The organism is Geminicoccus flavidas (genome assembly GCF_009806515.1).
Classification (GTDB): domain Bacteria; phylum Pseudomonadota; class Alphaproteobacteria; order Geminicoccales; family Geminicoccaceae; genus Geminicoccus; species Geminicoccus flavidus.
Map to the genome: position 1 here is coordinate 1 of NZ_WUJP01000133.1, position 12906 is coordinate 12906.

12 protein-coding genes are annotated in these 12906 nt (G+C 70.6%); all 12 read right to left on the reverse strand.

Annotation, left to right across the window (positions count from 1 at the left end; all coding sequences use genetic code 11):
- On the reverse strand, window positions 1-352 hold a 352-nt coding region (locus EQG76_RS03505), incomplete at its 3' end, for an alanine racemase (protein WP_200840527.1).
- Between the two features lie 48 nt (window positions 353-400).
- Window positions 401-1135, reverse strand: coding sequence for a hypothetical protein (locus EQG76_RS03510; RefSeq protein ID WP_159710656.1), 735 nt, complete (start codon window positions 1133-1135; stop codon window positions 401-403).
- 142 nt (window positions 1136-1277) lie between these two features.
- On the reverse strand, window positions 1278-2270 hold the full coding sequence (gene lpxC, locus EQG76_RS03515) for a UDP-3-O-acyl-N-acetylglucosamine deacetylase (RefSeq protein WP_235031190.1): 993 nt from the start codon (window positions 2268-2270) through the stop codon (window positions 1278-1280).
- A 190-nt stretch (window positions 2271-2460) separates the two neighbouring features.
- Window positions 2461-3984, reverse strand: a complete 1524-nt coding sequence (gene ftsZ / locus EQG76_RS03520) for a cell division protein FtsZ (RefSeq protein WP_159710658.1) — start codon at window positions 3982-3984, stop codon at window positions 2461-2463.
- A 106-nt stretch (window positions 3985-4090) separates the two neighbouring features.
- On the reverse strand, window positions 4091-5386 hold the full coding sequence (ftsA, locus tag EQG76_RS03525) for a cell division protein FtsA (RefSeq protein ID WP_159710660.1): 1296 nt from the start codon (window positions 5384-5386) through the stop codon (window positions 4091-4093).
- Window positions 5386-6228, reverse strand: a complete 843-nt coding sequence (locus EQG76_RS03530) for a cell division protein FtsQ/DivIB (RefSeq protein WP_321573430.1) — start codon at window positions 6226-6228, stop codon at window positions 5386-5388. Before EQG76_RS03530 ends, ftsA begins: the two co-directional genes overlap by 1 nt.
- Complete coding sequence (locus EQG76_RS03535; RefSeq protein WP_159710664.1) at window positions 6216-7145, reverse strand: D-alanine--D-alanine ligase; 930 nt, start codon at window positions 7143-7145, stop codon at window positions 6216-6218. Before EQG76_RS03535 ends, EQG76_RS03530 begins: the two co-directional genes overlap by 13 nt.
- The gene (gene murB, locus EQG76_RS03540; RefSeq protein WP_159710666.1) at window positions 7142-8044 is read right to left on the reverse strand and encodes a UDP-N-acetylmuramate dehydrogenase; all 903 of its coding nucleotides are present in this window, start codon (window positions 8042-8044) and stop codon (window positions 7142-7144) included. Before murB ends, EQG76_RS03535 begins: the two co-directional genes overlap by 4 nt.
- Window positions 8044-9456, reverse strand: a complete 1413-nt coding sequence (gene murC / locus EQG76_RS03545) for a UDP-N-acetylmuramate--L-alanine ligase (RefSeq protein ID WP_200840528.1) — start codon at window positions 9454-9456, stop codon at window positions 8044-8046. The genes murB and murC overlap by 1 nt, the downstream gene beginning before the upstream one ends.
- Window positions 9453-10520: an undecaprenyldiphospho-muramoylpentapeptide beta-N-acetylglucosaminyltransferase gene (gene murG, locus EQG76_RS03550; protein WP_159710668.1), complete on the reverse strand. Its 1068-nt coding sequence runs from the start codon at window positions 10518-10520 to the stop codon at window positions 9453-9455. The genes murC and murG overlap by 4 nt, the downstream gene beginning before the upstream one ends.
- A complete protein-coding gene (locus tag EQG76_RS03555; protein ID WP_159710670.1) occupies window positions 10517-11626 on the reverse strand; it encodes an FtsW/RodA/SpoVE family cell cycle protein in 1110 nt (369 codons plus the stop codon). Before EQG76_RS03555 ends, murG begins: the two co-directional genes overlap by 4 nt.
- A gap of 6 nt (window positions 11627-11632) precedes the next feature.
- Window positions 11633-12906, reverse strand: a 1274-nt coding sequence (gene murD / locus EQG76_RS03560) for a UDP-N-acetylmuramoyl-L-alanine--D-glutamate ligase (protein WP_159710672.1), incomplete at its 5' end; no start/stop codon positions are given.

Genomic DNA, 12906 nt, shown 5'->3' on the forward strand with positions numbered 1-12906 from the left:
GGCCGATCGGATCGGATACCTCACGGCTGTCGGCGATCAGGATCAGGCGGATCCGCTTCGCCAGGGCTACGGCGCGCGCGAGCTTGCGCTCGCCCACCAGGTTGAACGGGATCAGGATGTCGTCGATCCCGGCATCGGCCATCACCTCGGCCTCGCCCAGCTTCTGGCAGGCGATGCCGCGTGCACCCAGCTCGACCTGCAGCCGCGCCAGCTCGACCAGCTTGTGGGTCTTGATGTGCGGCCGGTTGGCGATGCCGTGCCGGTCGCAGAAGGCCTGCCAGCGCTTCAGGTTGGCCTCGACCCGGTCCATGTCGACCAGGGCGATGGGCGTGTCGAGTTCGTCCAGCTTCATGATCTCGTCCAAGAGGGCTGGCAGGGGCAACGATCAAAGATCTGGGGCTCAGGGTCCGGCAGCGGGTTCGCCGGATTCTAGGTCCGGCAGCGGTTCGGGCAACTGCGGTGCGACAGGCGGATCATCCGGCCCGTCGGCGTCGGGGGCCTCGGGCTCGTAGAACGAGCGATCGTCGGGTGGGAGACTGTCGGCCGCGTCATTGGCCCGCACGAGTTCCAGCTCCAGCTCCAGCGCCCGGATCCGGTCCGGCACGCTCGCGGGATCGATCGGCTCGCGGCTGGCCAGATCACGCCCGTGCTCCAGCACGCGGGCCTCGGCCAGTTCCCGCTCGGCGATGGCGGCATCGCGCTCGATCTCTGCAGCCAGCGCCCGCTGCACCGCTTCGTCATGGTCCTGCCGCAGCCGGTCCAGTTCGGCCGCCTGGTCGGGTGCCGCCTCCGTCAGTGCGGACAGCCGCCGCTCGAGGCTCTCGACCACGGCAGCGAGCTCTGCCCGCTTCTCCCGGCTTTCCGCCAGGGCCGCCCGCAACGCCAGGATCTCGTCGTCCCCGCCGTGCTCCGCCGCCAGCGCCGGAGTCAGGCCGGACGATGCAGTGGCCGTCGTGCCGGGAGGGCCGAGCCGGTCCCAGACGACGACCCCAGCCAGCAGCAGGGTCAGGAGCACCAGCCCCAGGCCGGCCGATGCCAGGCGGATCTGGGCTGCGCGGGTGAAGGTGGTGTAGCGGCCGCGGGCCGACCGGTCACGCGTGTAGAAATGGCGATCGACGAACCAGCCCCGCAGCACGCACGCTCCCCGCTCCGGCGGCCATCCGGAAAGGATGGCCGGCGCGAGCATGCTCTATCACGTCGAAACGACGGCCGCATCGCCGCCAGGGCGCGCAGGTTGGTCGCAGGTGCGGCCGGATCGTCACTGCCCACGGCCGGGCTCAGGCCGAGGCGGCGACCGGCTGGGCGGCGGCGTGCTGCGCGACGTCCAGGCTCTGCTCGGCGTCGAGATCCTCGACATAGCGCCAGGCCGAGCGGTCGGCCAGCAGGGCACGCACCAGCTTCACATGCAGGGCATGACCGGCACGGTGCCCGGTCCAGCGGCCGACGATCGGCGCGCCCGCCAGATGGGTGTCGCCCACCGCGTCCAGCAGCTTGTGCCGGACGAACTCGTCGGGAAAGCGCAGGCCGCCCGGGTTCAGCACGCCTTCGGGGCCCACCACCACCGCGTTGTCGAGTGAGCCGCCCCGGGCCAGGCCCATGGCGCGCAACTGCTCGATGTCCGCGGCAAAGCCGAAGGTCCTGGCGGGGCCCAGGACGCGCGCGAGGCGCCTGGGCTCGAACGGCAGGGACAGGGACTGGGTGCCGACCGCGGGATGGGCGAAGTCGATCGAGGCAGAGAAGCTGGTGAAGGGGGCCGGATCCAGCCGGGCGAACTTGCCGGCGGCTTCCACCACCACCGGCTTGATCACCTCGATCCGCCGGAGCGGCCGGTCCTGCTCGCGCACGCCGGCGCATTCCAGGAGGAACAGGAACGGTGCCGCACTGCCGTCCATGATCGGCACTTCCGGGCCGTCCAGCTCGACCGTAACATTGTCGATCTCGGCCAGCGCCAGGGCGGCCATCAGATGCTCGATCGTGGCGACCTTAACATCGTCGGGCCCGACCAAGGCGGTGCACATGGTGGTGTCGCCGACCCGGTCGGCCACTGCCGGGATCACCGGGCGGCCGGGCAGGTCAGTGCGGACGAACATGACCCCGGTATCGGGAGCTGCCGGCAACAGGTTCAGGGAAACCTTGCGGCCGCCATGCAGGCCGATGCCGACGCAGCCGATCCGGTGCGCGATCGTACGCTGCGCACGTGCGCTACGGCTGGCCCGGACCCCTAGGTCCTGGTTGCCGGCTTCGTCACGCTGGCTGCCTGCGATGATCACTAACTTTGCTCCGTTCTCGACGATCCGGGCCCCGTCCCCGGCAGGCTCCGACCCTGGTTCAGGGTCGGCCCCGCCGGATCAGGCAGCACCGGGCACCATCGAGATAAGCAGAGGTGAGCATCGCCGCCACTCACAGTTGGTTACCGATTATTACAGCAACCCTCTTCAAGAGGCGTGGCAGCCGCCGCTCTCAAGTCCTTGTGCGGTCGCGACGAAGGAAGGCAGGGATCTCTGCGACCGGATCGCCGCCCGCAGCGCTGTTGGAGCTGGACTGCTCCCAGCGCAGATGGGCGTTCTCACTCCTCTGCTCGCCGCCCTGTGCCTCGCCGCCAAAGCCCAGGCCCTTGCTCATCTTGCTGAACAGGTTGCTCAGCCGGTCCTCCGCACGGCCGAGGCCGGACAGGTTGCGGGACCGCCGGTCGACGGCATGCTGGTCGGCACCGGCCGTCTCGTACTCACGCTCGACCTGCTCGTAGCCGGCATCGGGCTCGGCAGCGGCGGGCGGCGCATAGGCATCGGCCCGCTCGGCATCCGCCTCGGCACCGGCACCACCGCGTACGGTCATGGCTCGGATATGGGCGTCCACTGCCTGGGCGGTGGTGGGGGCGAGCTGGGTGGCGGCGCGCAGGGTCGGGTAGGCCTGGGCGATCCCACGGGGAGCCTGGGGCTGGAAGCGCAGCGGCGAGACGGCCGGCGCGGTGCTGGCTACGACTTCCGGCGCACCCGGTTGCACGCGGCGCTTGCGCTCCTGCATGGCGATGCCGGTGGCGACCACCGAGACGCGGATCTTGCCCTGCATCGATTCGTCGAAGGTCGAGCCGAAGATGATGTTGGCGTCGGTGTCGACCTCCTCGCGGATCCGGTTGGCCGCGGCATCGACCTCGAACAGGGTCATGTCCGGGCCGCCGGTGATGTTGATGAGGACGCCGCGGGCGCCCTTCATCGACACCTCGTCAAGCAGCGGGTTGGAGATCGCCGATTCGGCGGCCTCGATGGCGCGGCGCTCGCCCTCGCTCTCGCCCGTACCCATCATCGCCTTGCCCATCTCGGACATGACGGTGCGGATGTCGGCGAAGTCCAGGTTGACCAAGCCCGGCATCACGATCAGGTCGGTGACCCCACGCACGCCCATGTGCAGCACCTGGTCGGCCATCTGGAAGGCCTCGGTGAAGGTGGTGCGCTCGTTGGCGATGCGGAACAGGTTCTGGTTGGGGATCACGATCAGCGTGTCGACCCACTGCTCCAGTTCCTCGATGCCGCTCTCGGCCAGGCGGGCACGGTAGCCGCCCTCGAACTGGAAGGGCTTGGTGACCACGCCGACGGTCAGGATGCCCTGCTCCTTGACGGCCTTGGCGATGACCGGGGCGGCACCCGTGCCGGTGCCGCCGCCCATGCCGGCGGTGATAAACACCATGTGGCTGCCGGAGAGCGCGTCGATGATCTCGTTGCGCGCCTCTTCCGCGGCGGCACGGCCGATCTCCGGGCGGGCACCGGCGCCGAGCCCGTGGGTCACGGTGTTGCCGAGCTGGATCTTGCGATCGGTGAGGCAGCGGTCCAGCGCCTGGGCGTCGGTGTTGCAGGCGACGAACTCCACCCCCTCGAGATGGGCGGTGATCATGTTGTTGACGGCATTGCCACCGGCGCCGCCGACCCCGACCACGCTGATCCTGGGCTTCAGGTCATGGGCCACCGGCATGGTCAAGTTGATCGTCATCTGGTCCTCCACCCCTCCCGTCCTCTCGCGCAGGCACGGGGGCACCACTGTTCGTCTGCCATCACGGCCGGCCCGCCCCCCTCAGGCGCTCCGGTCCGTCCATCCCCTAGAAATTCTCGCGCAACCACTTGCGGAACCGCGACCAGCCCCGGCCGATCGGGCTTCCGGAAGCCTCGCCGCGCCAACCCTGGCCACCGTCCTCGCCCCGGCACAAGGCCAGTGCGCCATTGGCGGCACTGGCGCAGGGCTCGCACTCGAACACTTCCCCCGACCGGATCCGGTCGGGCCGGCCGAAGCGCACCGGCAGGCCGAACATCTCGTCGACCAGTTCGACCAGCCCCTCGATCCGCGACGCACCGCCGGTCAGCACCAGGCCGGATGGCGGCATGGTCCGGAACAGTTCGGCATGCTCCATCAGTCGGGAGCGCACCAGCTCCAGGATCTCCTCGACGCGCGGCCGGGCGATCTCGGTCAGGCGGGAGCGGGCGACCTCGCCGGACGGCCAGCCGTCCGGGTCGCCCACATGCGGCACCGCGATCCGCTGGTCGGCGTCACCATGGCGCGCCTGCACGCTGGTGTAGAGCGACTTGATCCGCTCGGCATGGGTGCGCTGGGTGGCGAGCCCGTGTGCCAGGTCGGCGGTGATGTGCTCGCCGCCATAGGGTACCGAGACCAGCAGGGCCAGGCGGCCGCCGAAGAAGTGGGCAGCGCAGGACACGCCAGCACCCAGGTCCAGCACCAGCACGCCGCGCTCGCGCTCTTCCTGGGTGGTGACCGACCAGCCGGACGCGTAGCCCGCGGCAACGATGCTCGCCACGTCCAGGTGGCAGCCATCCAGGCAGGCGCGCAGCTGCGCCACGTGGCGGCTGTCGATGCTGACCGCGTGGGCCAGCACCTGCAGGCTCTCGCCGCGCATGCCGGTGGGGTCCCGGAGCGGCCGGCTGTCGTCGATCGAGACTTCCAGCGGCACCAGGTGGAGGATCGAGCGGCCGGGCCGGTCGAGCTGGCGCCTAGCGGCGTCCAGCGCCCGGGCCATATCGGAGCGGTCGACCGCGCGCCCGTAGAGCGGGATCTCGACCCGGCCATGGCTGGACAGCGGGCTGCCGCCGCTGGTGACCACCGCCACGTCGCGCAGTTCCTCGCCGGCCGCCTGCTCCGCCTCGTGCACCACCGCCGCGATGCCGAGCTCGGCATCGTCGCCATCCACGATCTCGCCGCTGCGCATCCCGTCCGCGGCTTGGTAGCCCTTGCCGCACAGCTCGAAGCCGCCCGAGCGGCGCGCCCGGACGATCCAGCAGCCGAACTTGCTGGTGCCGACGTCGACCACCGCGCGGATCCGGCTGCCCTGGCCCTGGTCGAAGCCGCCGGCGGGCAGGGGATGGCGGTCGAGGGTAACAGCCATCAGGCACCCTCCCCGCTGCCGGCAGTGACCCGCGGGTCCGCCCGCACCACGACACCACCGGTCGCCCGCATGTCCAGGGCCACGATCGCCTTGTCGAGCAGGCCGCTGCCGGCCTGGACCCGCGCTAGCTTGCGCCAGGCCCCCGCCGCATCGTCCTCCGGCAGCCGCACCTCGACCCTCCCGTCGATCCACACGTTCCAGCGGCGATCACCCACCCGGTAGGCACCCGACACCCGGCTGTAGAGCGAGGGCTCAGAGCGGACCAGGGCCAGCAGCTCACCGGCATGACGCTGGGCCCCCTCGCCGGCCACGGTCGGCAGGTCGGCGAACGGCCGCAGGTCGGCGACCTTGACCGGCTGGCCGTCTTCGTCGATCAGCACCAGCCGGCGCCCATCCGCTTCGGCGAGCGCCAGCGGAGCTCGCTCCTCCAGGCTGACATGCAAGGTGTCCGGAAGCCGACGATGGACGGAGGCGGACTTCACCCAGGGAAGCTCCTCGATACGTTCACGAACCTGATCGATATCAACCACAAGTATATTGGAGCCGCGGAGGTCATCAAGGACCGTCCTCAATTCATCCACAGAAGTCCGCACTCTCCCGTCACTGGAAAGTTTCTGCACAACCAAGCCAGACGCGGCACTTGCCGACCGCCAGCTCACGTCGAGCGCGGCGAGCGCTGGGCCGACATGGGTTTTTCCATAGGTTATCCACAGGGCGGGCAAGGCCCCACCGATGGCGAACGCGACCGCCATCGTGATCAGCAGCGGGCGCAGCCAGCGTGGCCGGCGCCTGGCCCGGCGCAGGGTGCGGATCCGGACAGCGGTGCGGCTCAGGTGTCGCATCGGGCACTCTCCAGCAGGCGCTGCACCAGTTCACCGAACGGGATCCCGCAGGCGGCCGCCTGCTCCGGCAGGAGCGAGAGCGGCGTCATCCCGGGCTGGGTGTTGATTTCCAGCAGATGGAGACCATCCGTGCCCGGCTGGTCCGGATCCCAGCGGAAGTCGCAGCGGCTCGTCCCGCGGCAGCCCAGGGTCTGATGGGCCCGCAGCGACCAGTCGAGCACGCAGGCATACACTTCAGGCGGCAGATCGGCCGGCACGACATGGTCGGCGAAACCGGAAGTGTATTTCGCGCGATAGTCGTAGAACCCGTCGCGCGGCACGATCTCGGTGACCGCCAGTGCCTGGTCGTCGAGCACGCCGCAGGTCAGCTCGCGGCCCTGGACATAAGTCTCGACCATCAGCCGCTGCCCGGGATCGACGTCGTTGCGCCGGGCGAGTGCCGCGATGTCGCCATCCGGGGCGATCAGCACGCCCACCGAGCTGCCCTCGCAGGCGGGCTTCACCACGATCGGGCCAGGCATCGGCGCGCCCTGCTCGACCAGCTCGGCATAGCTGGTCTCTACCCCTTCCGGGCAGCGCAGCCCAACCGCCCGGAACACCCGCTTGGCCTGCGGTTTGTCCATCGCCAGGGCAGACGCCAGCACGCCAGAATGGGTGTAGGGGATGCCCAAGAGGTCGAGGAGGCCCGGCACCCGGCCGTCCTCGCCGAACCGGCCGTGCAGGGCGTTGAAGCAGACATCGGGCCGCAGCTCGACCAGCCGCTCGACCAGTCGGTCGGCAGCGTCGATCCGGACCGTCCGGAACCCCGCCGCGTCCAGGGCGTCGGCGCAGGCCTTGCCCGACACGAGGCTGACCTCGCGCTCAGCGGACCGGCCGCCCAGCAGGACTGCGACCGTCTTGGCCTTCCAGCGGCTCATGAAGCCTTCTCCCCGACGCGGACGATCTCCCAGGCGAGCGCCACCCCGCTCTGCGCCAGGACACGCTGCCGGACGATCTCGCCCAGCTCCTCGACCTCCCTGGCCGAGGCGCCACCGCGGTTGATCAGGAAATTGCAGTGCTTGTCCGAGACCATTGCCTGGCCGTGCGCGAGGCCGCGGCAGCCGGCCTGGTCCACGAGCTGCCAGGCCCGGCCCGCCTCGGGATTCTTGAAGGTGCTGCCCCCGGTCGCGACCCGGATCGGCTGGGCCGCCTCGCGCTCGGCCCGGATCCGGTCCATGCGCTCAAGGATCGCCGCCGGGTCGTCCGACTGAAGGCCAAACGCGGCGCGGAGCACGATCGCCCCTTCGGGCAGGCTTGAGCGCCGGTAGGACAAGCCGAGCTCAGCCTTCGCCAGCCGGCGGACCCTGCCGTCGCGCTCCACGATCTCGGCCCAGAGCAGGCGCTCGGCGGTCTCGCCGCCGAACGCACCGGCGTTCATGCGTACCGCACCGCCGATCGTGCCGGGAATGCCGATCATGAACTCGATGCCGGCCAAGCCCGCGCGCTGGGCGGCGCGTGCCACGTTCTGGTCGAGCGCCCCGGCACCGGCCACCAGCGTGGTCCCCTCCGCCACGACCTTGGCGAGCGGCCCGCCCAGGCGAACCACCACGCCACGGATGCCGCCGTCGCGCACCAGCAGGTTCGAGCCCACGCCCACCGGCAGCACCGGCACCTCGGGCGGCAGTGCCCGCAGGAAGGCCGCCAGGTCGTCCGCGTCGGCAGGGTTGAACAGGACGTCAGCCGGGCCGCCGACCCGCAGCCAGGTCAGCCCGCTCAACGCCACGTCCCGGCGCAACTCGCCCTGCACTATTGGTAGCTGGTCGCGCCAGTCGGCCATCAGGCGGCCTCGGCCAAAGCAGCCATCTCGGCCGGGAGCGCATTGGCCCAGGCGGTGATCGTGCCGGCACCCAGGCACACCACCAGGTCGCCCGGCTCGGTGATCGCGCGCACGAGATCGGCCAGTCCCTCCGGTCCCTTGATCGGCCGGCAGTCGCGATGGCCACGGGCCTGGATGCCGGCTACCAGCCGATCCCGGTCGGCACCTTCGATCGGCGCCTCGCCGGCGGCATAGACCGGAGCGATCAGCACCGTGTCGGCATCGTGCAGGCAGCCGCAGAACTCATCGAACAGCGAGGCCAGCCGCGAGTATCGGTGCGGCTGGACGATCGCGACCACCCGGCCCTTGGTCGCCTGGCGCGCGGTCGCCAGCACCGCGCGGATCTCGACCGGGTGGTGGCCATAGTCATCGACGACCGTCACCCCGTTCGCCTTGCCGGTGATGGTGAAGCGGCGCTTGACCCCGCCAAAGGAGCTGAGCGCCTTGCGCGTGGCGGCATGGTCGATGCCGAGCTCCTCGGCAATCGCGATCACCGCCAGCGCGTTCTGGACGTTGTGCCGGCCGGGCATCGCCAAGAACATGCCGTCGAGCTGCAGCGGCCGGCCGCCGCGCCTAGTGACCGTCACGTCGAAGGTCGAGCCGCCGGGCTCGATGGACAGGCTGGTCGCGCGCACGTCGGCCTGCGGGCTGAAGCCGTAGGTGACCACCCGGCGGTCGGTGATCCGGGCGATCAGGGCCTGGACCTCGGGATGGTCCAGACAGAGTGCCGCAAAACCGTAGAAGGGCAGCCGCTCGACGAAGCTGTAATAGGCGTCGCGTACCGCCTCGAACGTCCCGTAATGCTCCATGTGCTCCGGATCGATGTTGGTCACCACGCCGATCGTGGCCGGCAGGCGCAGGAAGCTGCCGTCGCTCTCGTCGCTCTCCACCACCATCCAGTCGCCCGCGCCGACCCGAGCATTGGTGCCGTAGGCGTTGATGATGCCGCCGTTCACCACGGTGGGATCCAGGCCCGCGGCATCCAGCAAGGCCGCCACCAGCGAGGTGGTGGTGGTCTTGCCGTGCGTGCCGGCGATCGCGATGGCGGACTTCAGCCGCATCAGCTCGCCCAGCATGTCGGCCCGGCGCACCACCGGCAGGCGCCTTGCCCGCGCCTCGATCATTTCCGGGTTGTCGGCGCTCACGGCGGAGCTGAACACGACCACGGCCGCCTCGCCCAGGTTCGCCGCCCGGTGGCCGATCGCCACCCGGATGCCCTGCTCCTGCAGCCGGCGCACGTTGGTACTGGCCGACTGGTCGGAGCCCTGCACCCGATAGCCCAGGTGATGGAGCACGTCCGCGATGCCGGACATGCCGATCCCGCCAATCCCGATGAAATGGATGATGCCCACATCCTGCGGCAGGAACTTCACGGTCTTGGCTCCGCAACGGAAAGTACCAGGTCGGCAAGCGCCCGGGTCGCATCCGGCCGCGCGATCGACCGGGTGGCCTTGGCCATATCGTCGAGCAGCACCGGATTGTTCACCAAAGAGGTGATGGCGTCTGCGAGAGTTTCCGGCGACGCGGCCAGTTCGCGCAGGGTCACCGCCCCGCCCGCCTCGGTGATCCGGATGGCGTTGACGTACTGGTGGTCGTCGGCGGCATGCGCATAGGGCACGTAGAGCGCCGGGCGGCCGCAGGCGGTGACCTCGGCCACGGTGGACGCACCGCTGCGCGCGATCACCAGATCGCAGCCAGCGAGCCTCCTCGGCATGTCGTCGAAGAAGCTCGCGATCTCGGCCTGGATGCCGAGTTCGGCATAGCGCGCGCGGACATGGTCCAGATCCTCGGGCCTGGCCTGCTGCACCATGGCGAGGCGCTGGCGAAGCTCGGCCGGCAGGCGGGCCAGTGCTTCGGGCAGCACGGTCGAGAATACCCGCGCACCCTGCGAGCCGCCCAGCACCAGGATCCGCAGGCGGCCATCCGGATTGGGGGCGGCCGCTGCGGCCTCGAACCCGCTGCGCAGGGGATTGCCGGTGACCAGGGTGCGGTCGGAGAGCGGCGGGGCGTGCTCGGTGCGGGCGAAGCTCAGCGCCAGTCGCTGGGCGAGCTTGGCGAGCGCCCGGTTGGCCTTGCCCAACACCGCGTTCTGCTCGTGGACCACCAGCGGGCGGCCGAGCAGCCGGGCGGCGAAGGCCGGCGGGAAGGAGGCATAGCCGCCAAAGCAGGCTGCCACCGAAGGCCGCCAGCGGCGCAGGAGGCGCAGACACTGGACGAGGCCCTGGGCCACGCCCAGGCCGCGGCCGACCGCACCCAGGCCCGGCCGTGCCGCCGCCACCACATGGACGTCATAGCCGCCCTTCACCCAGCGCCGGCCCCGCTCGTCCACCACCAGCGCCACCTTGTGGCCGCGGCGGACGATCTCGTCGGCGAGCGCCAGAGCCGGGAACATGTGCCCCCCGGTGCCGCCGGACGCGATCACCACCAGGCCGGTCATCGCACCAGCTCCAGCCGGGCGCCGCGGCGGGTCAGCGCCAGGAGCAGGCCCATGCTCAGCCCGAACGCCAGGAGCGAGCTGCCGCCATAGGAGATGAACGGCAAGGTCATTCCCTTGGTCGGCATCAGGTTCAGGTTGACCGCCATGTTGATGAAGGCCTGCAGGCCGAACTGGGCGGCGAGCCCGCCGGCAGCCAGCAGGCAGAAGCGGTCATGGAGGCCCGAGACCCGGCGCAGCGCCCGGAACAGGAGGAAGAAGAACAGCCCCACCAGCGCCAGGCAAGTGATCACCCCGAATTCCTCGGCAGTGGCGGCGAAGATGAAGTCGGAATGGGCATCGGGCAGCTGGAATTTCACCACTCCCTCGCCCGGGCCCCGGCCGAGCAGGCCGCCCGACGCCACCGCGTTCATCGCCTTGTCGACCTGGTAGACCTCCTGGGAGGGGTCCATGAAGCCGTCCACCCGCTGGGTGAAGTGCGGGTAGAACAGATACGCCCCCCAAAGGCCGCCGATGCCGGCACCGGCGGCAGCCGTGATCCAGCCCCAGCCGAGCCCGGCCAGGAACAGCTGGATGCCGAACACTGCGGCCACCACGAAGGCCATGCCGATGTCGGGCTGGCGGGCCAGCATCACCAGGGCCAGGCAGACCGGCAGGAGCGAGGGCCACAGGCCGCGCAGGCCCTGGCTGCGGGCCAGGAGCCAAGCGACCGCGACCGCAAGCGTCGGCTTCACAAACTCGGAGGGCTGCAGGCGGAAGCTGCCGAAGTCGAGCCAGCGATGGGCGCCCTTGACCTCGGGGCCATACGGGGTGAGCGCCGTCAGCCCGATGAACACCGCTAGGAGGAACCAGGCGAGCCGCAGCACGCCGCGCGGCGAGAGCATGGACGCGCACAGCATCAGGGCGATCGACGCCGCCAGGAAGATGGCCTGGCGCTCGACGAAATAGGTGGCGGGATTGTTGTTGCGGATCGCGACCGGGCCGCTGGCCGCGAACACCAGGATCAGGCCGATCACGGCCAGGATCGCGAAGCCCAGCATCAGGACGCGGTCGACCGTCCACCACCAGGAGCCCAGGACGCTGCGATTGCTGCGCGCGACGACGATCATGCCGCCCTACCCTTTCACGAGGTCGCGGAAGCGCTCGCCCCGCGCCTCGTAGTCCCTGAACTGGTCGAAGCTAGCGCAGGCGGGCGCCAGCAGCACGGTGGTGCCGGGCGTGGCGATCTCGCGTGCGGCCGCGACCGCTTCGTCCAGCGTGCCGAGCTTGCGGCAGTCGACCACGCCGCCCAGGTCCTCTGCGATCGCATCCGCCGCCTCGCCGATCAGCAGCGCTGCCCGGACATTGGCCATGGCGGGAGCCAGGCTGCGGAAGCCTCCGGGCTTGGGCCGGCCCCCGGCGATCCAGACGACCTGGTCGAAGGCGCCCAGGCTGCGCGCGGCGGCATCGGGGTTAGTCGCCTTGCTGTCGTTGACCCAGCACACGCCGTCCTCGAGGGCCACCTGCTCCATGCGGTGCGGCAGACCAGGGAAGTCGAACATCCGCTCAGTCACCAGCCTGGGCGCGATGCCACCCAGTGCACGCACCGCGGCATAGGCGGCGGCCGCGTTCTGGTGGTTGTGCCGGCCGCGCAGCGTGGTGGCCTTGCTCAAGCCGGCCACGAAGCGCGAGGTCTTGTCGCTGGCATCGATCAGCCGCCCCTCGACCACCCCCACGCCGCCGCCGGGCATCTGCCCGCCCGAGACCGGCACGATCCGGTGGGTGCCGTGCGCTGCCAGGCGGGCCAGGACCTGCCGGCTCTCCTGGTCGTCCACACCGATCACCGCGGTGGCATGGCCGCGCCCGTGGCGGAACAGCTTCTCCTTGGCCCGGACATAGCCGGCGAGGTCGCCGTGCCGGTCCAGATGGTCCGGCGAGATGTTGGTCCAGACCGCAATGTCGATCGGCAGGTCCTGGATCAGGTCGAGCTGGTAGGACGAAAGCTCGAGCACCACCACCGCGTCAGCAGGCCCCAGATCCATGTCCAGGACCGGCACGCCGATATTGCCGCCCATCACGGCCGCCCGGCCCGAGCCGGCCAGGATGTGGTTGATCAGTGCGGTGGTGGTCGACTTGCCGTTGGTCCCGGTGACACCCACCACCCGCCGCTCGCCCAGCCTTCCGGCCAGCAGGTCCAGGTCGGCGATGCGCGGCACGCCGGCCTCGGCAGCGGCCCGGACCACGGGGTGCGGCGCCGGATGGGTGAGCGGCACGCCCGGGCTCACCACCAGGGCGGCGAGCCCCGTGATGGCACCTGCGTCGCCCGGCACCGCGCCCAGTGCCACGGCGCGGTCGATCTGGGCCTGGTCGTCGTCGAACGCGACCACCCGCCGGGCCCGACCCGCCAGTG

Bases quoted from the DNA above. Each gene is read 5' to 3' on its own strand.
- ftsZ (WP_159710658.1), bottom strand. From the start codon at position 3,984: ATGACGATCAACTTGACCATGCCGGTGGCCCATGACCTGAAGCCCAGG.
- ftsA (WP_159710660.1), bottom strand. From the start codon at position 5,386: ATGGCTGTTACCCTCGACCGCCATCCCCTGCCCGCCGGCGGCTTCGAC.
- EQG76_RS03530 (WP_321573430.1), bottom strand. From the start codon at position 6,228: ATGCGACACCTGAGCCGCACCGCTGTCCGGATCCGCACCCTGCGCCGG.
- EQG76_RS03535 (WP_159710664.1), bottom strand. From the start codon at position 7,145: ATGAGCCGCTGGAAGGCCAAGACGGTCGCAGTCCTGCTGGGCGGCCGG.
- murB (WP_159710666.1), bottom strand. From the start codon at position 8,044: ATGGCCGACTGGCGCGACCAGCTACCAATAGTGCAGGGCGAGTTGCGC.
- murG (WP_159710668.1), bottom strand. From the start codon at position 10,520: ATGACCGGCCTGGTGGTGATCGCGTCCGGCGGCACCGGGGGGCACATG.
- EQG76_RS03555 (WP_159710670.1), bottom strand. From the start codon at position 11,626: ATGATCGTCGTCGCGCGCAGCAATCGCAGCGTCCTGGGCTCCTGGTGG.